We start from the raw sequence: 21,118 nt of genomic DNA, 5'->3' as shown, positions 1-21,118 counted from the left end.
ATCGCGGCATGAGTGACGACCTGCGCGGCCGCGCGACTCGTTCCATTGGGTGGGTCGTTCTCGAGCGGTGGTCAGTTCGCCTGATCTCATTGCTCGTGCTGGTCATCCTTTCGAGGGTGCTTACGCCTGCCGATTTCGGACTGCTGGCGCTCGCAACGTCCGTCACCGCTGTTCTCCAGGTCGTCAGTGACTCTGGCTTCAGTCGGGCGCTGGTCCAACGCAAGTCACTGGACGATCGTGACGCATCGACAGCGTTCTGGACTTCACTGGTGATCGCACTCGTGCTCGCCGTCGCACTTGCCGCATCCGCTCCGCTCATCGCGTCTCTGCTTTCGGCTCCGACACTGGCACCAATTCTGCAAGTGTTGAGTCTCGCCCTCCCGATCAGCGCACTTTCGCAGGTGCCCGCGGCATTGCTGGAACGCAACCTCGACTTCAAACCGCTCTCGATTCGACAGTTCGTCGGCGCGCTCTGCGGCGCGCTTGTCTCGATCCCCCTGGCATTGGTCGGATGGGGAGTGTGGGCCCTCGTGGCGCAGACGCTCGTCGCAGCGCTGGCAGCGGTCATCGCTCTGTGGGCATCGACGGAATGGCGGCCTAGCTTCCAGTACTCGTGGACTTCACTCCGAGCGCTCTGGAAGGTAGGCGGGGCGATCCTGGGTGTCGACTTGATGGACGCCATTCAGGCGAACATCGACAAGATCGTGATCGGAGCCCTCTTCACCCCGACTGAGCTTGGGTACTACTTCCTTGCTCAACGACTCGGCACGATACTCATCGAACTGGTGACGTCCGTCATCGCTCGCGTTTCGCTCACCACCTTCTCGCGTGTTCAGGACGACCCGGTTCGCCTCAACCGCATCTTCCGTCAGCTCACGTTCGCGGCCTCCGCAGTAAGTGTCGGCATATTCGGCCTGGTTGCGGTGCTCGCTGCGCAGATCGTTCCCGCGCTTTTCGGGCCCGGGTGGGGAGATGCTGTGCCAATCCTCTGGATCCTCGCCCCGGGCTGGGCCCTCGGAGCAGTGATGTACTTCGATCGGAACGCGCTTCTCGCCACGGGAAAAGCGGCCTCCGCGCTCTGGCTTGCTGTCCTGCAGAACGTCGTCAGCGTGCTTCTAGTATTCGCGTTCGCGCCATTCGGGGTCCTTGGAGTGGCGTTCTCTCGCCTTGCACGGTTCGTCACATGGCCGGTTCGCCTCGTCGTCCTCCGGCGCGCCGTTGGCATTCACATCGGGAAGTATCTGCTTCAGATCGGGCGGTGCGCTCTTGCGGCGGTCCTTCCGCTTGGAGCGATCCTCGCGTTGCAGTTCACGCCGTGGGCCGTGGCATCGAATGCATTCTGGACCTTCGCTGTGCCGGTTGGCGTCGCCGGCCTTACGCTCTATTCGGCATTGCTATGGGTGCTTGCAGGAGTCGAGAACCGGAACCTGATGCGGTCCGCGGCAGGCTCTGTCACCGCTCGACTTCGTCGTCGGGGCTAGTCAGTCGACAGTTGCGGGTGGCCTCGCGGATGAAGAGAGCCCGTTCGCGACACGCAGGACCCGTTCTGCCGACCTACGCCAGCTGTATCGATCGGCGTTCGCGAATCCGAACTGGCGAAGAGCGGCACGCAGTTGCGTGTCCGAGTCGATCTCGACGAGTGCACTCGCGATCGACTCGGTGTCGAGAGGGTTGAAATACAGGACACTCTCTCCTAGAACCTCCGGAAGCGATGCCGCGTCAGATGATGCGACGGGCACCCCGCACCGCTGAGCCTCGATCGGCGGGATCCCGAAGCCTTCGTAGAGGGACGGGAACACGAAAGCGTGGGCTCCCTGGTAGAGCTCGATGAGTTCCGCGTCGGACACGCGACCCGTAAACCGGACCCGATCCGATTCCTTCGCGGCATAGTCCTGCGCGGAGAAGCTCGAGGTCTGCTTTCCGATGATGAGGAGATCAGATGAGATCGAATCCGCAACCGAATCGTATGCGGCCAGCAGTCGCGCGAAGTTCTTGTGCTCGTTCGGTGAGGACACAGCGAGGATGTAGGGCTGTCGAGGGGACGACGGCTCTCCCTGCTTGAATCTGCTGTCGACCGCGTTCGGCACGACCTCGATCTTGTCGGGGTCGATGCGATAGTGAGAGGCGATCTCCCGCTTCGAGAACTCGCTCACCGTGATGAGTGCTCGGCTGGACTTCAGGAATCTTGGCACGATCAAGCGGTAAAGGACTCGGAACGGACGGGAGAAGCTCGTCGGGTAGCGAACGTAGGTGATGTCGTGATGAGTGGCTATCTGGTTTGAGTAGCTCATCGGCGCCGTGCTGGCGAGATTCAGCAATACCGGTCTTCCCGCCCTCCGCAACGCTCGAGGCAGGTCGATCTGTTCCCAAGCGTGGCCTCGCCGACGACCGACGACTATGAAGTTCTCCTCAGGAATCCAGTCTGGACGCGAGGACTCCGGGGGTGCGACGAACGCGATCCGAGGATCAAGCTGAAAGAGCTCCCTGGAGATCTGATCTGCGAAACGCTGGACGCCCGTGGCAGGTTGAGTCAAGAAGCGCGCGTTCACCCAGATCGGTGCGGACACAGGCATCAACGATGTCCCGACTTCACCAAAGCTGCGGCCTCAATGTACGCGTCCTCGAGCTGCCTCGCGAGATGATCCCAGTCCCTCGAGGACATGTCGAGTTCGTCTTCGCGGTCGGCGCCCCGGACATGCGCGAGTGACTCGGCGAGACTGCTCGCGGTGAGTGGCCCGTCATAAAGATGTACCCAGTTCTGGCCGAACTCGACGGAGAGCAACTCGGTCGACGCCGACCGTGGTACCACGATGGGGCGATTTAGAGAAAGGGCCAGGAGCGCTGCGCCAGAGTTATGGATGCCCTGATAAGGAAGCACGATGACTTCGGACCGCGCGATCTCGCGGGTCAGTTCGTCGTCATCGAGAAATCTCAGGTCAATTGAGACCGTGGACGCCCCTGCCGCAAGGTGCTCGAGGTCGCGCTTGTCTTGTTCGGTCGCCGGCTTTCCGCAGACCTTCAGCCACTGCTCGGCGCTGTCGAGCTCTCGAAAGGCGCTGATGAGGGCGCCGGTCCCTTTATACGAGCGCTGCATACCGAATGTCAGGACCTGGCCGGACATAGCCGTCTCGGAAGGCATCGTATACCAGTCGCGATAGTGGCCGTGGGGAATGAGCCGAGTTCGCCCCGCGTCCGTAGTAACCGTTGTTGGGTTCAGCACGATCCAGAGGGTGGTCGCTCGATCCAATGCTGCCTGAACGATCGACTCGAGCCGAGTCCCCTGCTCATGAGGCCGGACGTTGTGCACCGTCCTGACAACGGCTGATCTCGTCAGGCGTGCACGAAGGATGAAGGCCCAGAGCAGCATGCACTTCACGAAAGCGAGCGACTTGCGGCGGTGTCGGGTCATGTACTCGGGCCAGTGGAAGTGCACGATGTCGAACCTGGTCCAGAACACGCGGGTCCACTGGAAGTACTCGCTACGGATGGTCGCCGGATCCAGATTCTTGACGACGAGGGCGGTATAGGGGTTCTCGACAGGACCCGGGTACTTTTCTGGGTCCGGAAGCACATGGACGACGGTCAGGGGAGTTCCAGTTCGACGCATCAGGCTCCTTCTAGAGTTCTCGAGAGTCGTGTCGAATCGGCGAGGTTGGGCGGAGAGAGGGCGACGCTTCGGGTAGGGAGTCGTCGACGTGGGTAGGTGAGCCAGAGAGCAACGAGTCCCAGAGCGATGACGAGGAACCTCGATGAGCTGTAGTAGTAGATCCTGCTGAGCTCGAGTATCCCGATGGCTATGACCGAGTACGTCAGGAAGCTGAGGACGCTCCCGCGTCGGACGCCGCGCGCCAGCGTGACGATCAGTATCGCCAGAACTCCGAAGAACGCCGCCCCTCCCCACACACCGAGCGCAGCGAGGGGAACCGTGAGCCCTGAGATGTTGTTGAACTCCGGATTCGAGGTCGACTCGAGCAGGAGCTCGTACTGCCGGAAGCGGCTCGATCCCGCAACGAGCGGAATCTCGCTCACGCCGGGGACCAGTGACGCGAAGTTGTAGTCCGGCGGGCTGGCCTGCCCATACAAAACGCCGTTGTTCACGGCAGTGGCGTAGTAACCCAGCAGACGGTTCCAAGCGAACGCGAGCAATCCGTCATTGTCTTGTTCGGCGTAGTAGTTGAGCCAGGATCGGTTGTACTCGAGAGCAGCGAAGAAGACGACAAGCACCCCCCAGGCAAGAGCGAAGGAGGCAATGGCGCGGGGGAGGCGTGCGAGGAGCCAGGGCGGTCGCTCCCGAACCATGAGGAAGGCCACGAGAGTGGCGGCGCCGAGTTCAACCAGCGCCAGGCGCTCGCTCACGAAGAAAGCGCGGAAGGCAGCCAACGCGAACAGAACCAGGAGTGGAGCGGCGATGCTCTTGCCCGTCGCCCGCTTTCGAAGTATGAGAAGTGGTCCGAGGAGCACTCCCAGGTGCATCCACGTTGTGACTCCGGACACTGGGGCTAGGAACCGGTTCTTGATCGTGCTCATCACGCCGAACTCGCCATTGAGCGCACCGATGAGAACCGACGGGGAGAGGCCGCGAATGACCCCTAGTCCCAGCCAGACGGCGTATGCGGCGAATGTCACTGTCGCGATGACCACGACGGAGTGCGAGAGCCAGGTGACCTGCCGTTGCGTCATCCGGATGGTTGTTCGTCCGAGGTACAGGGGCCCCGCTGCAGCGAAGAGCAGTCCGATGACCAGGACGAGAACGAGCAAGGCCAGCGCGAAGTCACCGGACAGAAGCGAAGGCTGGCCCCACATGCTGCGGAAGTCTCGGCCCGGGATCAGCAGCGACCCGATGAGAGACGGAAGCGGAATGACAAGCAGAAGTCCCAGGGGCGACCATGTCCAGTGCATCAGCACGGGAATCTCGACAGCGTTGTCCATCCCGGTTGGATCGGGAGTCCGCGCGGATCGTCCCAGGGGGCGCTTCCGCGAATCAGGTGCGGCGACCGTCATCACACACCTATCTCGCTGACGAGGTCCGAGACGGCGTGATCGAAATGGGATGCGAGTGCAGAGTCGCTCATCCGCTCACCGTAGTGAGCGGCGTGAGTTGACAAAGACCCGCTCAAGCCAGGTGTTCGGACGACTCGCTGAATAGCATCAGCGAGCGAGAGAGCGTCTCCGGCTCGGAACGTCAGTCCGTTGTGTCCGTCTGTCACTTGCTCCACGGCGCCGCCCTGATCCGACACGATGACCACACAGCCATGCGAGATCGCTTGAGCGATGACCTGCCCGAACGGTTCCGGGTGCAATGACGGAACGACCACGATATCCGCCTCGCGCATCCGCGGGGAGACGTCGGAGATATGACCGTGCACGGTCACTGGGTATGCGGCGCTCGATGCCCGCGCTCGAAGAGCGTCAGCGTACGACCCGTCGGTGTCGTGACTGCCGCCGAAGATGTCCACGGAAAGCTCACGACCCAAGAGCCCGTCGCCGTGGAGTAGGTCGGCTGCATCCAGCAGTGTGTCGAGGCCCTTCCAGCGGTCGAGTCGGCTGAAGGAGGCGATCCGGACTTGACTGCTGTCGGCGAGAGGTGGCCTCCGCCCGGCACTGTCTGACGCGCGCAGACCAGAGAGGGGGTAGGCGACCCTCGACGGTCGCTTCGCTAGTTTGGGCGGAATGGCAGCCTTCGTCCAGTTGCTGTTTGCCAAGTAGCCAGCGAATCGCGAGTAGACGACGGTGGTGTCAAACCACTTCTTTACCGGGTGAGAGTCGGGGGGCGTCGGCTCTGTGCGCAGGTACGCCACGAGCCGCCGATGCGGAAGGCGTGAGAGTGCCAGGGCGAGCGAGGCGTATCCACTGTTTGACACGATGATGGCGTCATCGTCGATGGCTCGAAGTGTCGACCTGAGGCGAGGTATTGCTCGAAGCAAACCCATACGGCTGTGTGACCGCTGAGGATCGAGGACGATCGTCTCCACTCCAGCGAGCGATACCCGCTCGGCGATCTCACCGCCTGAAATGAAGATGGCGGTGCGCTCGTACTCGCTGGGCTGGGCGAGGTACCGCGCGAGGCCAAGTTGTCCGCCTCCGGGTGCGCCGCTGTGATCGACGATTATCAGGCGCCGAGATTGCGCGGACGTGGGTGCCTCTCCAGTCATTCGGGCCTACCCGACGTGAGTTCGTGACGTCGTGCCGATCGATTGTGAAACTCGCTCAGCACGGCGTCCACTGCAGCTGCCTGCACCTCTTCGTTCATGTGCTTGACGAGTGATTCAGCCGCCGACGCGGCGCGGCGATGCCCGCTTCCCCTTTCGAGGACGGACAGAATCGCGCGCGCAGCCGACGAGGTCGACTCGCAACGCCAGAGGTCGAGGCCATCGAAAGCCGGTATGTCACGGACGATGACGGGGTGCCCGAACGCCGCGGCGTCAAGGACACTGAGCGGGAACCCCTCGTAGCCGGCAGAATGAAAGTAGACGAATGGCCGTTCGAGGAAGTCGCGCAACTGCTTGCCCTTTAGCCACCCCGTCACTTCGACACCCGAGGCCTCCAGCTGATTGCGCAGTCCAACGTCGCCGTCACCAGCCCACACGAAGTGGGCGTCAGTGTTCTGTTCGCGAACTCGCGACGCAACCTCGAGGAAGAAGTCTGGGGACTTCTGGGGAGAGATCCGACCGATCATGGCGATGGTGTTGTCGACACGATCACTCGGACGATGACTCGCCCCTGGCGCCAAGGTCGATGCGTTGGGAACCCGGAGGGTACGTGCCTGCTGATCGAGCGACCGCGCGAGAGCGTCCTCCCGGGGGGTCAGCGTGATGGTCGCATATGTGCGTTTCGCCAGTATCCCCTCGGCACCTCGATATGCAGCGCGTAAAAGTGGATGCTGCAACGGGTCCTCGAACTTGTAGGCATGAGGCGCGTACAGCACTGGCGCGTCGACGGATCGCGCGCGTGTGTATACGCCCGCCCAGCTCGAATGGGCGACGACAACGTCGGGATGGATACCGTTGACCATCTGCCGCACCGCGCGGATGCGGGCGAGAAAGCCGGCCGGCATTCGTAGATGAGACATAACGCCTTCCACGTCATCCGGAGACTGCAGCCCCTCCCAGAGGAGGTGGTGCTCGTGCTGCGGGGAAAGCGTGATCCATCGATCGACCGCGCGGCCTACGCCCGCATCGTAACACTCGACGACGTGAAGAACCCTGGTCACGGCCGACTTCCCAATCTCAATGTGCTGTCTCCCCTGGGGAGACGACGGTCTTGACGGTCTTCACGAGAATTGCGATGTCGCCGAGGAGCGACCAGTTCTCGACGTAGTAGAGGTCCAGGCGTACGGTCTGGTCCCAGTCGAGCGTCGAGCGCCCACTGACTTGCCAGAGCCCCGTGATGCCTGGCCGAGCGAGGAGGCGTCGTCGAGCGGCGTCCGAGTACAGCGCGACCTCCGCGGCGACCTGTGGGCGGGGCCCGACGAGGCTCATCGAGCCTCCCAACACGTTGAAGAGCTGCGGCAGTTCATCCAGCGAGTATTTCCGGATGACACGGCCGATCGGCGTGATCCGGGGGTCGTTCTGGATCTTGAACAGCGGCTGGGCGGAGGTTCCCTGCTGCTTCAAGAGTGCTGCGAGCTCGGCGTCGGCGCCGACGCGCATCGAGCGGAACTTGTGCATGTGGAACGGCTGACCGTTGATGCCCACCCGCTCGTGGCTGAACAGGAGTGGCCCCTTGCTCGTCAGCTTGACGGCGAGTGCGACGGCGATGAGAACGGGAGACAGGAGCACGATGAGAACGGACGAGCTCGCGATGTCGAAGGTACGCTTCACGACTCGCTGGCCGCGGGAGAAGCGGGGAGTCTCCACGTGGATCAGAGGAAGGCCGGCGACCGGTCGCGTGTGGATGCGCGGGCCGGCGATGTCGGTGATGTTGGGCGCGAGCACGAGGTGCTGGCGCCCGGCCTCGAGACCCCACGAGATCTCCTTCACCTTCTGCGGCGGGAGATCGTCGGTGCTCGTCACGGCGACGGTGTCCGCTCCCGTGACCTCGATCGCGCTCTCGACAGCGTTGACGTTGCCCATGATCGGAATGGCCGTTCCGGGAATCGTGTCGGCAACCTTGCCAGACGGCACGCAGGCACCGACGACGCGATACCCGGCATTCGGTGTGCGAGCAAGTTCGCTCGCGATCTGCGTCACGGACTCCAAGGATCCGACAAGAAGCACTCGGGCTGCGTACTCGCCCATCGTGCGCTGTGCCCCCAACCATCCTCGCCACAGCCATCTCGCGAGAACCAGTACAGCGATGCCGAGGGGCAGGCTGATGAGCAGGTAGCCTCGGGCGACCTCGACCTGGAAGAGGAAGGCGAGGATCGCGACCAACCCGAAGAGGCGGAAGCTGGCGTCGGCGACACGCACATACTCGGTATTGCCGACGCCGATGACGCGGTCACTGCGCGTGTCGGCGAGCGCGAGCGCGATCATCCAGGCCACGACGAGCCCTGCGGAGAACATCCAGTACGAGACCATCGTCAGGCCGCGCACCTCAGGCGAGTCGTTGCCGAGCCAGAGCAACTGCGTCCCATACACGACCCACGCGAGCGCGAGAGAGTCAGTGATGAACAAGCGGCGTGCGTACCGCCGACGCCACCCGACTCTCGCGCGCGGAGCTCGTTCGGCCGGGGGAACGCTTGCGTCCCTCTTCACTTCGCGGTTCGGCGAATGCTCCGCAGACTTCGGAGCCACGTCGGAGATCGAGATATCCACTGCCGGAGGTACACCCTTCTGGATCGGGAGTCCTCGCCGACTCGGTGAATCACTTGGTCAACGCCGCGCGGATATCTCGGGTGATGTCACGACGATGACGATGAATGTGACGTTACCAAATGTTGGACCCGCGCGCGCACAATCTTCGCTGCCCGTAACAGTGATTTATCGGAAGCGTCATCCGAAACTATCCGCAGCGCGCGCCGTGGGCGGCTGCCGAATTGTCTCAGCGCACCCTCGCGACCACATCATCCGTCCACAGCACAATTCCCGAATCGGGCGGTGAAACGGTCAGAGCGATCTCTGTGGAATCGGTCTGCACGCACGCCAGCGATTGCGACGCCGGATCGCCCGGCGTTTCGCGAAACAACTCGACTCCCGCGCAGTTGTCAGTCAGTGCCGCGACGGTGATCTGCTGACTCATAGGCGCAACCGCGACGACGCCCGATCGACGGCGAGGTCCACCATCCGGCGTCGATGAGAGCGAGAGCGCGCCCGACGCAGACGACTGTGATGGTGTCCCCTGCAGCCTGGAGGCCGTGGGAATCGCGCAGCGAGCCGGAATCTGTGTTTCTCGCGGATGAATGGCGCCTGTGGCATCGGTAGGTCGCCCCGGTGAACACTTCGTGGTCACCGGGGCGCGGGAGCTACCGACGGGACGTGCGCCCGCGTTCGGTCGGCGGCGGGGAATCCGAGTCACCAAAGGTGGAATCCAGCCAGTCCCCGTTCGCCGCCGTCGTGCCAGGTCCGGGGGCAGGAGCGGGGATGGACTGCACGTCCACGCTTGCGGGGGAATCGTCGAGTGCGGGCACGGTGGCGATGGGCGCGGAGCGTCCCTTTCGCGCGCGCTTACGCTCTGAGGCGGTCTTCTCCTGCCCGTAGCCGTACCCGTAGCCGTACCCGTATCCGTAGTTGTAGTACGAGTCCGGGCCGCGCATCGGGACCATCGTGAGGACGATTCCGGCGATCTTTGCGCCGACGGTGCCCAGAGCTTCGACCGCGCCAGACAGCTGGTGCCGGTTGGTGCGTCCCGCCGAAACGATTACAAGAGCACCGCTCGTTGCCTTCGCGAGGATCGCGGCATCCGTGACGGGCAGAAGCGGAGGCGCGTCGCAGAGCACGACGTCGAACTCCCGCTCGAGGAGTTCCAGAAGTGACCGCATCTGCGAAGAGCCGAGGAGCTCGCTGGGGTTAGGCGGCACCTTGCCTGCGGGGAGGACGTAGAGGCTGCGCTGTCCCCACACCTGCATGACATCGCTCACTTGCGCGCGTCCGATCAGAACGTCGGTGAGACCAGCCCCACCCTCGATCCCGAGGTACTCCGCAACTTTGGGCTTGCGGAGGTCGGTATCGAGCAGAGCGACGCGCTTGCCCGCATCGGCGAGGGCGATCGCGAGGTTGATGGTCGACGTCGACTTTCCCTCGCTCGGGACGCTCGATGTGATGACGAACGAGGATCGGCCGCCCATATCGAGGAACTGCAGGTTGGTCCGCAGCCCGCGGAAGGACTCCGCACGCGGACTGAGCGGATCTGCGTGCACGATGAGCGGACGATCCTTCGCCTTCGGGTCGAAGGCGATCGCACCGATGATCGGACGATCGGTCACCTGCTCGATGTCGCGTGCCGTCCGAATACGGGTGTCAAGAATCGCTCGAAGTACCGCGATGCCGAGGCCCGCGGCAAGCCCGAGGAGGCCACCGAGCGCAAGGTTGAGCGGAACGTTGGGGCTCGACGAGCTGAGCGGCGGCAACGCGTCGCGCACGCGTGTCAGGCGCACGGGGCTCCCCGTCTCGCCGACCGTCTCGATCGACTCGACGGCAGCCGTGAGGCTCGCCCCGAGCGCGTTCGCAATGTCCGCGGCGAGCACCGGATCGTCGTCCGTGACGGTGATCGTGATGAGCGTCGTGTTGACGGCGCTCGACGCCTCCACCTTCGATGCGAGGGCGTTGGCCGTCATCCCGAGGCCCAGCTCTGCGATCACCGGGTTGGTCACGATGGGGGTCGTCACGAGGTTGGCGTAGGTCGTGACGCGCGACTGGGTGAAGCTCGATCCCTGCTGCAGTTCGCCGATCGTGGCGCCCGTCTGACTCGAGACGAACACCGTGCTCTGGGCCTCGTACTGGGGCGTGCGGGTCAGCGAGTAGCCGGCCGCGACCGCGACTCCGAGCAGCGTCGCCACGACGATGATGATCCAGTTCTTGCGAAGGATCCGGATGTAGTCGGTGAGCTCCATGGTGCCTCTCGGTGTCGCATCATTCGCGGCCCATCCTGACACAGCCACCACAACGTCCTGTTGCCGGAATGTTTCGGGAGCTACCTGGTAACAGCCACTCTCACGACCTCTGCGACCGCCTCGATCGCAGGTAGAAGCTGAGCTGCTGACTGCTGGTAGACCTCCCACGGCTGGCGGAAAGGGTCGATCACATCGTCGTCGAGCGGGTCGCTCGGAGGGATGCTGAGACCCCGGGCTGCGGCGAGCGCCGACACGGCCGAACGCACTCGTGCCGCGGCATCCGTCCCGCCCTCGTCGGCGGCCGCCACGATCTCGGCCGCGGGCACGACAGCCGCGACGCGCGCGAACTCCCGGATGGTGAACGTCGACCGCAGACGCGCCGGCGCCAGCTCGGCCACAGCGCGGCGGTGCTCACGCGTCATCGTGAGGATGAGGTCGGGTGTCTCGAGATGCTGCTCGGTGAGGAAGCGCGACCTGTGGGCGTCGGCATCGGCCGCAGGAATTCCCAGATGAACCGCGAGATGCTGCGCTTCCGGAGTCATCTGCCACGACGCCAGACCGCGGGTTCCGGCGCTGGAGACGACGGCACCCAGGTCGCCCAGACGTGCTCGCAAGAGCTGTTCGGCGAGGGGGGAGCGACAGATGTTCCCGGTGCAGACCGTGAGGATCTGGAACATCGGCCGCCTTTCCGGGGCACGCTAACGTGGTCGCGTGGCTGACCACTCTAGCGATCGCACGGGGCGACGAGACGCGTCCCAAGCGCATCACAGCGGGAGTCCGGAGACGGATGCCGCGACGCTCGACGCCTTCGCGATCCCTGCGCCCGGCGAAGCGGCTGCGTCCGACGCGATGGACGACTCTGGAGCACCTCGTCGGCGACGCTCTCGTCCGGCACGCACGGATTGGCGGCTCGGTTCGCGCACCCTGCGCCAGTGGCGGGAGGGCCTCCTCGCCGTTGCGCTTCTCGCTCTCGCGGTCGCTCTGGGCGCGGCCACTTTGATCGACATGTTGTGGCAATCGCCGCAGTCGGGCGTGGTGTCGCTCGCCGTCCTGTGGGTGGCGTTCGGGGGCGTGGCGATCTATGCGCTGGTTCGGTCTCGACCCGTCGGACTCCTGCGATTCCGCGCGTTGGACCTGCTCTACGCGGCTGGCCTGGCGCTCGCGCTGCGCATCATCCAGGGGTGGGTCGAAGCCGCCGAGTACGGAGCGGCGGTTTTCCCGTCGGTGCCGCTCGTGGATGGGCGACCGAGCCCCGAGTGGGTGCTGACAGACGCCGTCGGAGCCGTCGCGATCGCTCCCGTCGTCGAAGAGTTCTTCTTCCGAGCCGTCATCCTGGTGACGGTCTACGGGCTCCTCCGTCGCCGCTTCGGAGAGCTCGCCGCGGGGATCGCCGCGGTCCTCGCCAGTACGGGACTCTTCGTTCTCACCCACGCGCTCCTTCGCGACATGGACCTCACCGCGGCGGTATCGGTGCTCCTGCTCGGACTCGTGTGCGGCGCCCTCGTCGTTCTCACGGGCCGTATCTGGGGAGCCGTGCTCGTGCACGTCGGCTTCAATGCCACATACCTCGTGCTCGCCGCTGCGCAGGCTGTTCTTTCCTGAAACAACCCGGCACACACCGAAACACAGCGGGTTGCCGAGGCGTGTCCCCCGAAGAGGGGACAAAATCGGAGAATCGACGCTTTCGTGTCCCCCAAACGGATGACAAATAGGGCGGATTTGTCCCCCTAACGGCCTACATTAGCACCGTCTAATGTTCCAGATCGGGCGTCCCCCGAATGGCGGACACGCGTGGGAAAGCTGTTACCTGCTGGTAACTTAGGAACCTGGAATTGCCCTCGCGAGTCGTTTAGAGTCGGCTGACAGGGAATTTCATTTGCCAGCGTCGCCGCCCCCCTCGTACCGAACTCCATGCTCCAATCTGTGAGGAATATACACATGCTGAAGAAGACACTTGCGGCTGCCGGCATCGCCGGTCTGCTGATCTTCGGCAGCGCTTCTGCGGCGCTCGCCGACACGTACCCGCCCTCCGCTCCCGTGACCGCGTCGGATAACACCGTCACGCCGGGAACCCCCGTCACGATCACCGCCACCGGCCTCGGCGACTACGAGTTCGTGACCTTCACCGTCAACCCGCCCACGGGTGCGACCCTCGCGTCGATCGTGCTGGTCGCTTCCGCGCCCGGTGCGAGCGTGACCAAGCCCGTCGTCAACGGCACCGCTTCGGCGCAGCTGACGCCGACGGTCCCGGGTTCGTACACCGTCTCGGTGGCCGCGCCTGACGGAACCGTCCTCGGCACGACCGTCGTTGCCGTCGCCGCAGCGGCGTCGCCGAGCCCCTCGAGCGGTGCGGCACTGCCCGCCACAGGTGGAGCGGTTCCGGCCGCAGCCATCTGGGCAGGCGTCGGCGCTGTCGGCCTCGGTGGTATCGCCGCCGCAGCCGCTGCTGCCCGTCGTCGCACCCAGAAGAGCTGACGGCTGACCTGAACGACCAACTGACGATGACCTCGGGCACCCGCCCGGGGTCATCGTCGTTCTATCTGCGGCCCGCGCGCACCCTCGTCGTCGCGCTCGCGGCCGTCGTCGCGAGCACCTTCGTCGTGCTCGCCCTTCGCACGCCGCCGGAATGGCCATACTGGCTCGCGTCGCTCGTCTCCATCGCCGCGTTCTCCGCTCCCCTGATCGCGGCCGTCGTCGTGGCATCCGTCTGGGCGGGACCCGGCCGCGTGCGGAGCGTCCTCTTCATCTGGCGCTGGAGCGACATCGGCCTCGGCCTCGCCGTGGGCCTCCTTCTCCGTGCGCTCGTCGAACTCGTCGCGCCGACCATGGGATCGCTGCAGGCGGGATTGGTCGAACTGTCGATGACCGATCTCGTCGTGCTCGTGCTCGGCGCCGCGCTCGTGACGCCGATCGTCGAAGAGCTGTTCTTCCGCGGCGTCATCGTCGCGGCGCTCGCCGACTCTCTCCGCGGTCTCGGACGCACGCTCGCCGGCATCCTGGCGATCACTCTCTCCACCGTCGTGTTCGTGCTCCTCCACGCGGTGAGCCTCGGCGCGGCGACGACCATGGCCACGCTCCTCGGGCCACTGCTCGTCAGCGTGGCCTGCGGCATCCTTCTTCTCGTCACGAGGCGACTCGCCTCTGCTCTGCTTGCCCACGTCGTCTTCAACGCGATCGGCGTCGGGCTCCTCCTTGTCTGAGACGGACGGCGATGCACCGGGGGAGGGGCTCGCCGTCCGTCTCAGATCTCTCCGGTTTGGGGCAGAGAGCCGGATGCCGTAAGCTAAACCTTTGGTGTGCGGTCTTGCTGACTGCCACCGCGAACGTGAGCCCTCCACTGGCGCCCTTCCCGATCCTCGATCGACGAAGCGCCCCGGAGCGGGATTCACGAACCTCTCCGTTCGAATCAAGAAAGCAGCACTACTGTGACGCGCACTTTCACCCCCAAGGCTGGCGAAGTCCAGCGCGAGTGGCTCATCATCGACGCGACCGACGTCGTTCTGGGCCGTCTCGCCTCGCACACGGCGGCTCTCCTCCGTGGCAAGCACAAGGCGACCTTCGCCAACCACATGGACTCCGGTGACTTCGTCATCATCATCAACGCCGAGAAGGTCGCCCTGACCGGTCAGAAGCTCCAGCAGAAGAAGGCCTACCGCCACTCGGGTTACCCGGGCGGTCTGTCGTCGGTCACCTACGCCGAGCTGCTCGAGAAGAACCCCGTCCGCGCCGTCGAGAAGGCCGTTCGCGGAATGCTCCCGAAGAACAGCCTGGGTGCGCAGCAGCTGCGCAAGCTCAAGGTCTACCGCGGCGCCGAGCACCCCCACGGTGCCCAGCAGCCGACGACGTACACCCTCGACCAGGTCGCCCAGTAAGCGCCGCCCACTATTAAGGACATACTCGTGGCGAACATCGAAGACACCAGCAACTACTCGACCGAGACCCCCGTCGACCAGACCGTCGTGGCGGCAGAGCGCCCCGTGCTCTCCGTCTCGGGCGCAGCCGTCGGCCGTCGCAAGGAGGCCATCGCGCGCGTGCGCGTCGTCCCCGGCTCCGGCACGATCACGATCAACGGCCGCACGTTCGAGGACTACTTCCCCAACAAGCTGCACCAGCAGCTCGTGACCGACCCCTTCACGGTGCTCAACCTCACCGACGCGTACGACGTCGTCGCCCGCATCTCGGGTGGTGGCCCCTCGGGTCAGGCCGGCGCGCTCCGCCTCGGCATCGCCCGTGCGCTCAACGAGATCGACCTCGAGAACAACCGCCCGACGCTGAAGAAGGCGGGCTTCCTCTCGCGCGACGCTCGCGTCAAGGAGCGCAAGAAGGCCGGTCTCAAGAAGGCCCGCAAGGCGCCTCAGTACTCGAAGCGCTGATCGGTTCGCATCCGATGCCGCTTTTCGGCACGGACGGCGTGCGGGGGCTGGCCAACGGCCCCCTCACGGCGGATCTCGCTCTCAACCTGGCCCAGGCGACTGCTGTCGTCCTGGGCCAGGGCCGCTCTGCCGAGGCGCGGAAAGCAGCAGGGCGACGACTCACCGCCGTCGTTGCACGCGATCCGCGTATCTCGGGAGAGTTCCTCTCCGCCGCCGTCGAGGCGGGCCTCGCTTCGTCGGGGGTCGACGTCTACGACGCGGGTGTCCTGCCGACGCCGGCGGCGGCGTTCCTGATCGCCGACATCGACGCCGACTTCGGCGTCATGGTGTCGGCATCCCACAACCCTGCGCCCGACAACGGCATCAAGATCTTCGCCCGTGGCGGAGTCAAGCTCCCTGACGTCGTCGAGCAGCGGATCGAAGCCGCCCTCGACGCGCCGAAGCTCCAGCCCGTGGGCGCTGAGGTCGGTCGCATCCGTCGCTTCGCCGACGCCGAGGACCGCTACGTCATCCACCTGCTCGGTTCGCTCGATCACCGTCTCGACGGAATTCACGTCGTGCTCGATTGCGCGCACGGCGCGGCATCCGGAGTCTCGCCGGAGACGTTCCGTGACGCGGGAGCTCAGGTCACGCTCATCGGGGCGGATCCTGACGGCCTCAACATCAACGAAGGTGTCGGGTCGACCCACCTCGAGCAGCTCGCCGCGCACGTCGTGCGCGTTGGCGCCGACGTCGGCATTGCGCACGACGGCGACGCCGACCGGTGCCTCGCGGTGGACGCGAACGGCAAGATCGTCGACGGCGACCAGATCATGGCCATCCTCGCGGTGTCGATGAAGGAACGCGGACGCCTCGTCGACGACACCCTCGTCACCACCGTCATGAGCAACCTCGGGCTTCACCGCGCGATGGCCGAGCAGGGCATCCACGTCGAACAGACGGGTGTCGGCGACCGGTACGTTCTCGAGCGGATGACAGCGGGCGGCTACTCGCTCGGCGGCGAGCAGTCCGGCCACGTGATCATGAGCGACTACGCCACGACCGGCGACGGTCTGCTGACGGGCCTTCACCTCGTCAGCGAGATGGCACGGACGGGCAAGACCCTGGCTCAACTGGCATCCGTCATGACGGTCTTCCCGCAGGTGCTTGTCAACGTCAAGGACGTCGACCGCACTCGCGTCGACGACTCCGGCGTGAGCGAGGCCGTCGCGGAGGCCCAGGCGGAGCTCGGAGATACGGGGCGCGTTCTGCTGCGCGCGTCGGGCACCGAGCAGCTCGTGCGGGTCATGGTCGAAGCGGCCGACGCGCTCAAGGCCCAGGAGATCGCCGACCGGCTCGCCGACGTCGTCCGGGCCCGACTGGCGCTCTGACGCTCGGTTCGTCCGTTCGGGGCGGGGTGCGGAGTAGGTTCCCCGTGGGTGGGGCGGGGTTCCCGCGGGGTGATTCCGTTGGGTCGGCCGGGTTGCCGCTGGTTGCTTCTGTTGGGTCTGCCGGGTTGCCGCTGGTTGCTTCTGTTGGGTCTGCCGGGTTGCCGCTGGTTGCTTATGTTGGGTCTGCCGCGTTGCCGCTGGTTGATTCCGTTGGGTCTGCCGCGTTCCCGCTGGTCGAGTAGTCGGCGCAGCCGACGTATCGAGACCCGCGCCGCGCAGGAACTTATCCACAGATCGCGTCGAACCAAAATACGATACTGATGCGCCTGGCATGCTTGACGTATGGCATTTCTGACCGATCTCGAGCGACTCCTCCGTCGCCTGGGGGAGGTGCCGTGCCTCGATGTCGAGGCTGACGGATTGGTCGCGGCAGTCGAGTCGCTGGGCGACGACGATCTCGTCGCGGTGCTCGAGCGATCGGCAGCTCTGCGCACGAGCGTGGAGCGCCTGTCGATCATCGCTGCCGGTGTCGCCGCGCGTCGCTCGCACCGTGACCGTGGCTACCGCGGGCTCGCCGGCACGCGGGGCCATCGCACCCCGGTAGCGATGATCCAATCCTTGACGGGTGGCACGGCGGCCGATGCGAGAAAGGCTGTGCAGGCGGGAGAGTCGCTGCTCCCCACGCCCGTGACGCCGGTGGCGCAGCCGGCATCCGGCGCCGAGGAGTTGTCGGATGCTGCGGAGTCGACCACTGACCGCGGCGTCCCCGAACCGTGGCATGCGTCGCTGGGGGCCCGTCTTCTGCGCGGTCGGATCACTCTCGATCAGCACGAGGCGATCCGCGGCGGTCTCGGTGAGCCGCCGACCGGCGACGCAGAATCCGCCGACGAAGCGGTCCATGTCTGGTCTATCGCGGCATCGCAGCTGCTGGCCGAGGCGCCGGGCATCTCTGTCGAAGAGTTGCGCGCGCGATCACGGGCCGTACGTGACGCCCTCGACCCCGCCGGCGCCGAACAACGCTTCGCCGACCGGTATCAGGCGAGGTCGTTTCGCATGTGGACCGATCGGGCAGGTCAGCACCACGGTCATCTCGTGTTCGACGACGATGCGGCGGCGTGGGTCCAGTCCATCATCGATGCCGCGCTCAGGCCGCGTCGCGGTGGGCCCCGGTTCGTCGACTCCGAAGCGAAGGCTCAGGCCGACGCGCTGGCGTCAGACGGGCGCTCGAACGAGCAGCTCGCGTATGACCTCGTCTTCGATGTGCTTCGCGCCGGGTCGCTTGCCAGCGCCGAAGACGTCTTCGGCGCGCGCCAGCCCGGCGTCCGCCTCGTGGTGGTCAGTGACGGCTCCTCGCAGCGCGACCTCTACGACCGGCTCCTCGCCACCGGGTACACCGAGGACCGGGGCGTGGCAGTTCCCGGCTCACTCATCGATCGCGCGGTGTGCGAGACGGGTACCGTCGCGGCGCACGTCGACGGCGAAGGCAACCCGCTCGAGCTCGGCCGCGAACAGCGACTCTTCAGTCGCTCGCAGAGGGTCATGCTCGCGATTCGCGATGGCGGATGCCGATGGCCCGGGTGCGATCGTCCCGCGTCCTACACCGAGGCCCATCACAGCGACCATTGGGGTGCCGATCACGGTCGCACCGACATCGACCGTGGCATCCTCCTGTGCCGACACCATCACATGCTTCTTCACAACAACGGTTGGAAGATCACGAGGCACGGGCGGGAGGCGTTCGTGCTGCACGGCCCGCCGGGGAGCGGCATCCCGTCGCAAGCGCTACCCGAGAAGGCGTCGTGGTCATGGGCCTGGAGGTTCCCGCCCCCGCCGGAGCGGAAGGGGTGGCGTGACGCTGATGCCATACGGGCGCAGCGCCATTCGGGCCCTGCGGAAGAAGATCGGGCTGCTGTGAGTTCGACGCGGCGATCGGCATAGCTTGAGCTACGCGTTCGCCGTGCGCGCGTGGAGCGTCCAGTGGCACCGATGCACGGATGGCAGACGGCGACACCGTTGCGCGGATGGCGGACGGTGGCACCGTTGCGCGGATGGCGGAGGGTGGCACCGTTGCGCGGATGGCGGAGGGTGGCACCGTTGCGCGGATGGCGGAGGGTGACACCGTTGCGCGGATGGCGGAGGGTGACACCGTTGCGCGGATGGCGGACGGTGGCACCGTTGCGCGGGATGCGAACCCGGTTTCACGTAGGGAAGACGTTCGCAGACGTGCTGCGAGACGCGCAGGGCTAAACGCTGGGCGCGCTCCAGGACAGCGACTCGATGTACCGCAGCAGGACACCTTCGCGCAGGGCCCATGGCGACACTTCGAGTTCATCCACGTCCATCGCCGTCATCGCGGTGTGCAGGACGACCGCCGCTGCCACGATCTGGAAGGTACGGTCCGCCGTGATTCCGGGAAGCTCCTGCCGTGCATCCGCGGGGATGCGCGCGAGTCGCGGAATCCACGAGCCGAGGGAGGCACGGGGAAGCAGCATCCGCTCGATCCCCGACCATCCCGGTACCGGATATCCGACGAGCTTCGCGAGGGAGCGGATCGCCTTCGACGACCCGACCACATGATCCGGACGAGGCTGCGACGAGAACGACTGCACGACCGGGGCGAGCGTCTCCCGCGCATGCTCGCGAAGCCGCTCGACATCCTCCTCGCCCGGAGGGTCCACGGGGAGGAACTGGATCGTCGTGCGGCCGGCCCCCAGCGGCACCGACGCCGCGGCATCCGGCAACTCATCAGACCCCGCCGCCAGCTCGAGTGAACCGCCACCGATATCGAACAGCAGGATCTGGCCCGCCGCCCAACCGAACCAACGGCGCACGGCCAGGAAGGTGTAGCGCGCCTCCGTCTCACCCCCGAGGACCTGGAGCGGCTGACCGAGTGCCTCTTCGGCACGGGCGATCACGTCGGCACCGTTCGTCGCCTCCCGCACGGCAGACGTCGCCGTCGCGAGCAGCTCGTCGACCTTCTCGGATGCCGCGACGGCACGCGCTGCCGATACCGCCGACACGAGCGCGGCGACTCCCTCTTCCGTGATCGAACCGTCCGGAGCGAGGTATCGCATGAGCCGCAAGACCGTGCGCTTGCTGGTCGTCGCCAACGGACGACCGCCGGGGCGGACATCCGCGACGAGAAGATGGACGGTATTGGATCCGATGTCGAGGACTCCGAGGCGCACGAGTTCAGGTTATCGGGGCTGCCCGTGCCACAACTCCGCCTGATCCGACGCGGCAGTCGCGGAGAATCCCGCCATCGCGCGGCTGAACCGCGTGACCCTACCCGCACAGGCGGAGTTATGGCACACCCCCGCCGGCCCGGCCGTTCCCGCCGCACTGCCCGCTACGATGGGCGCGATGTCTGCCGACGCTGCGACCGAGACCACCCGTGCCGACTCGCTCTACCGCGAGATCCCCCGCGCGGAGTGGGCTCGACTCGCGTCGGGGATGGCCCAGCCCCTGTCCGAGACCGAGATCGTCCAGATCCGTGGACTCGGCGACCGGCTCGACATGGCCGAAGTCGCTCAGGTGCACCTTCCGCTGTCGCGCATGCTCTCGCTCTACGCGGAGTCGACCAAACGGCTCGGGGCAGAGACATCCGCGTTCCTCGGTGAGCCCGACACGACAACGCCCTTCATCGTGGGGGTCGCCGGATCGGTGGCCGTCGGCAAGTCGACCATCGCGCGGCTCTTGCGCGAACTCATGAGCCGCTGGCCGGGAACACCCCGAGTGGAGCTCGTCACGACGGACGGATTCCTCTACTCCAACGCTGAGCTGGAACGCCGCGGCCTCATGGACCGCAAGGGCTTTCCTGAGTCGTACGACCGGCGGGCTCTCGTCGAGTTCCTGACCGACGTCAAGAGCGGTGCCCCGGAAGCCCGTGCGCCGTTCTACTCGCACATGCGATACGACATCGTCCCCGATGCTCACGTCACCGTGAGACGCCCCGACGTCGTCATCGTCGAGGGACTCAACGTGCTGCAGCCGCCGCCGACACCCAACGACGTCGCGGTGAGCGACCTGTTCGACTTCTCCATCTACGTCGACGCGGACGCCGAGCACATCACGCAGTGGTACATCGATCGCTTCCTCGCGCTGCGGCGTGCGGCGTTCAGCAACCCGAACTCGTTCTTCAACCGCCTCGCGAGCCTGACCGACGACGAAGCCGTCGAGCGCGCCCTGTACTTCTGGAACACGATCAACCTGCCGAACCTGGTGGAGAACGTGCTCCCCACGCGGCACCGCGCGACCCTCGTGCTGCAGAAGGCGGCGAACCATGCCGTAGAACGAGTTCTCCTGCGCAAGCTGTAGCCAGCGGCATCCCCGCTGAGGCACCGCGCCGCGCCGCGACACGCTCGTTCAGCCTCCTCGCAAACCAA

Annotated in this window: 20 protein-coding genes; 10 read left to right on the top strand and 10 right to left on the bottom strand. The window is 65.7% G+C overall.

Annotated elements, in window-relative coordinates:
• The first annotated feature begins 8 nt into the window (after positions 1-8).
• Positions 9-1,481 (top strand): lipopolysaccharide biosynthesis protein, encoded by a 1,473-nt coding sequence (locus tag FBY39_RS00725; protein WP_160132844.1) that lies wholly within the window; start codon positions 9-11, stop codon positions 1,479-1,481.
• On the opposite strand, the gene FBY39_RS00720 is transcribed toward FBY39_RS00725, so the two are convergent.
• The 9 genes from FBY39_RS00720 to FBY39_RS00680 form a co-directional block, all read right to left on the bottom strand.
• Positions 1,482-2,567 carry a glycosyltransferase family 1 protein gene (locus FBY39_RS00720; RefSeq protein WP_222115639.1) on the bottom strand — a complete coding sequence of 362 codons (1,086 nt, stop codon included), beginning with the start codon at positions 2,565-2,567 and terminating at the stop codon, positions 1,482-1,484.
• A 5-nt stretch (positions 2,568-2,572) separates the two neighbouring features.
• Complete coding sequence (locus tag FBY39_RS00715) at positions 2,573-3,607, bottom strand: hypothetical protein (RefSeq protein ID WP_141929769.1); 1,035 nt, start codon at positions 3,605-3,607, stop codon at positions 2,573-2,575.
• Complete coding sequence (locus FBY39_RS00710) at positions 3,607-4,929, bottom strand: hypothetical protein (protein ID WP_141929768.1); 1,323 nt, start codon at positions 4,927-4,929, stop codon at positions 3,607-3,609. Before FBY39_RS00710 ends, FBY39_RS00715 begins: the two co-directional genes overlap by 1 nt.
• Positions 4,930-5,000: 71 nt before the next feature.
• Positions 5,001-6,152, bottom strand: coding sequence for a glycosyltransferase family 4 protein (locus FBY39_RS00705; RefSeq protein ID WP_141929767.1), 1,152 nt, complete (start codon positions 6,150-6,152; stop codon positions 5,001-5,003).
• Positions 6,149-7,210: a glycosyltransferase gene (locus tag FBY39_RS00700; protein ID WP_141929766.1), complete on the bottom strand. Its 1,062-nt coding sequence runs from the start codon at positions 7,208-7,210 to the stop codon at positions 6,149-6,151. The genes FBY39_RS00705 and FBY39_RS00700 overlap by 4 nt, the downstream gene beginning before the upstream one ends.
• Positions 7,211-7,226: 16 nt before the next feature.
• Positions 7,227-8,615 carry a sugar transferase gene (locus FBY39_RS00695; RefSeq protein WP_313901672.1) on the bottom strand — a complete coding sequence of 463 codons (1,389 nt, stop codon included), beginning with the start codon at positions 8,613-8,615 and terminating at the stop codon, positions 7,227-7,229.
• 367 nt (positions 8,616-8,982) lie between these two features.
• Positions 8,983-9,180 carry a hypothetical protein gene (locus FBY39_RS00690; RefSeq protein ID WP_141929765.1) on the bottom strand — a complete coding sequence of 66 codons (198 nt, stop codon included), beginning with the start codon at positions 9,178-9,180 and terminating at the stop codon, positions 8,983-8,985.
• A 223-nt stretch (positions 9,181-9,403) separates the two neighbouring features.
• Positions 9,404-10,990: a polysaccharide biosynthesis tyrosine autokinase gene (locus FBY39_RS00685; protein ID WP_141929764.1), complete on the bottom strand. Its 1,587-nt coding sequence runs from the start codon at positions 10,988-10,990 to the stop codon at positions 9,404-9,406.
• Between the two features lie 80 nt (positions 10,991-11,070).
• Positions 11,071-11,667, bottom strand: coding sequence for a low molecular weight phosphatase family protein (locus FBY39_RS00680; protein WP_141929763.1), 597 nt, complete (start codon positions 11,665-11,667; stop codon positions 11,071-11,073).
• 34 nt (positions 11,668-11,701) lie between these two features.
• On the opposite strand from FBY39_RS00680, the gene FBY39_RS00675 reads away from it, so the two are divergent.
• From FBY39_RS00675 to FBY39_RS16815, 8 genes are all read left to right on the top strand, one after another.
• Positions 11,702-12,592, top strand: a complete 891-nt coding sequence (locus tag FBY39_RS00675) for a CPBP family intramembrane glutamic endopeptidase (protein ID WP_141929762.1) — start codon at positions 11,702-11,704, stop codon at positions 12,590-12,592.
• Positions 12,593-12,928: 336 nt separating this feature from the next.
• A complete protein-coding gene (locus FBY39_RS00670; protein ID WP_141929761.1) occupies positions 12,929-13,465 on the top strand; it encodes a hypothetical protein in 537 nt (178 codons plus the stop codon).
• A 26-nt stretch (positions 13,466-13,491) separates the two neighbouring features.
• Entirely contained in the window at positions 13,492-14,190 is a 699-nt protein-coding gene (locus FBY39_RS00665) for a CPBP family intramembrane glutamic endopeptidase (protein WP_141929760.1), read from the top strand.
• A 225-nt stretch (positions 14,191-14,415) separates the two neighbouring features.
• Entirely contained in the window at positions 14,416-14,862 is a 447-nt protein-coding gene (rplM, locus tag FBY39_RS00660) for a 50S ribosomal protein L13 (RefSeq protein ID WP_141929759.1), read from the top strand.
• A 27-nt stretch (positions 14,863-14,889) separates the two neighbouring features.
• A complete protein-coding gene (rpsI, locus tag FBY39_RS00655) occupies positions 14,890-15,363 on the top strand; it encodes a 30S ribosomal protein S9 (RefSeq protein WP_141929758.1) in 474 nt (157 codons plus the stop codon).
• Between the two features lie 14 nt (positions 15,364-15,377).
• Positions 15,378-16,733, top strand: a complete 1,356-nt coding sequence (gene glmM, locus FBY39_RS00650) for a phosphoglucosamine mutase (RefSeq protein WP_141929757.1) — start codon at positions 15,378-15,380, stop codon at positions 16,731-16,733.
• Between the two features lie 342 nt (positions 16,734-17,075).
• Positions 17,076-18,671 (top strand): HNH endonuclease signature motif containing protein, encoded by a 1,596-nt coding sequence (locus tag FBY39_RS00645; protein WP_141929756.1) that lies wholly within the window; start codon positions 17,076-17,078, stop codon positions 18,669-18,671.
• Between the two features lie 48 nt (positions 18,672-18,719).
• The gene (locus FBY39_RS16815; protein WP_396652293.1) at positions 18,720-18,980 is read left to right on the top strand and encodes a DUF4573 domain-containing protein; all 261 of its coding nucleotides are present in this window, start codon (positions 18,720-18,722) and stop codon (positions 18,978-18,980) included.
• On the opposite strand, the gene FBY39_RS00635 is transcribed toward FBY39_RS16815, so the two are convergent.
• Positions 18,977-19,921 carry a Ppx/GppA phosphatase family protein gene (locus tag FBY39_RS00635; RefSeq protein WP_141929754.1) on the bottom strand — a complete coding sequence of 315 codons (945 nt, stop codon included), beginning with the start codon at positions 19,919-19,921 and terminating at the stop codon, positions 18,977-18,979. The genes FBY39_RS16815 and FBY39_RS00635 overlap by 4 nt on opposite strands.
• A gap of 175 nt (positions 19,922-20,096) precedes the next feature.
• Here FBY39_RS00635 and coaA point away from each other — a divergent pair, with 175 nt between their 5' ends.
• Complete coding sequence (gene coaA / locus FBY39_RS00630) at positions 20,097-21,050, top strand: type I pantothenate kinase (protein ID WP_396652233.1); 954 nt, start codon at positions 20,097-20,099, stop codon at positions 21,048-21,050.
• The last annotated feature ends 68 nt before the right edge of the window (positions 21,051-21,118 follow it).

The sequence above is a fragment of the Microbacterium sp. SLBN-146 genome (genome assembly GCF_006715145.1).
GTDB lineage: Bacteria > Actinomycetota > Actinomycetes > Actinomycetales > Microbacteriaceae > Microbacterium.
The sequence above is the reverse complement of the archived record's forward strand: the minus strand, read 5'-3'. Positions and strand labels throughout refer to the sequence as shown.

Coding starts and splice junctions, on each gene's coding strand:
- FBY39_RS00685 (WP_141929764.1), bottom strand. CDS start 10,990: ATGGAGCTCACCGACTACATCCGGATCCTTCGCAAGAACTGGATCATC.
- FBY39_RS00710 (WP_141929768.1), bottom strand. CDS start 4,929: ATGGACAACGCTGTCGAGATTCCCGTGCTGATGCACTGGACATGGTCG.
- FBY39_RS00645 (WP_141929756.1), top strand. CDS start 17,076: ATGGCATTTCTGACCGATCTCGAGCGACTCCTCCGTCGCCTGGGGGAG.
- FBY39_RS00705 (WP_141929767.1), bottom strand. CDS start 6,152: ATGACTGGAGAGGCACCCACGTCCGCGCAATCTCGGCGCCTGATAATC.
- FBY39_RS00680 (WP_141929763.1), bottom strand. CDS start 11,667: ATGTTCCAGATCCTCACGGTCTGCACCGGGAACATCTGTCGCTCCCCC.
- FBY39_RS00725 (WP_160132844.1), top strand. CDS start 9: ATGAGTGACGACCTGCGCGGCCGCGCGACTCGTTCCATTGGGTGGGTC.
- FBY39_RS00715 (WP_141929769.1), bottom strand. CDS start 3,607: ATGCGTCGAACTGGAACTCCCCTGACCGTCGTCCATGTGCTTCCGGAC.
- FBY39_RS16815 (WP_396652293.1), top strand. CDS start 18,720: ATGCACGGATGGCAGACGGCGACACCGTTGCGCGGATGGCGGACGGTG.
- FBY39_RS00665 (WP_141929760.1), top strand. CDS start 13,492: ATGACCTCGGGCACCCGCCCGGGGTCATCGTCGTTCTATCTGCGGCCC.
- FBY39_RS00670 (WP_141929761.1), top strand. CDS start 12,929: ATGCTGAAGAAGACACTTGCGGCTGCCGGCATCGCCGGTCTGCTGATC.
- coaA (WP_396652233.1), top strand. CDS start 20,097: ATGTCTGCCGACGCTGCGACCGAGACCACCCGTGCCGACTCGCTCTAC.
- FBY39_RS00690 (WP_141929765.1), bottom strand. CDS start 9,180: ATGAGTCAGCAGATCACCGTCGCGGCACTGACTGACAACTGCGCGGGA.
- glmM (WP_141929757.1), top strand. CDS start 15,378: ATGCCGCTTTTCGGCACGGACGGCGTGCGGGGGCTGGCCAACGGCCCC.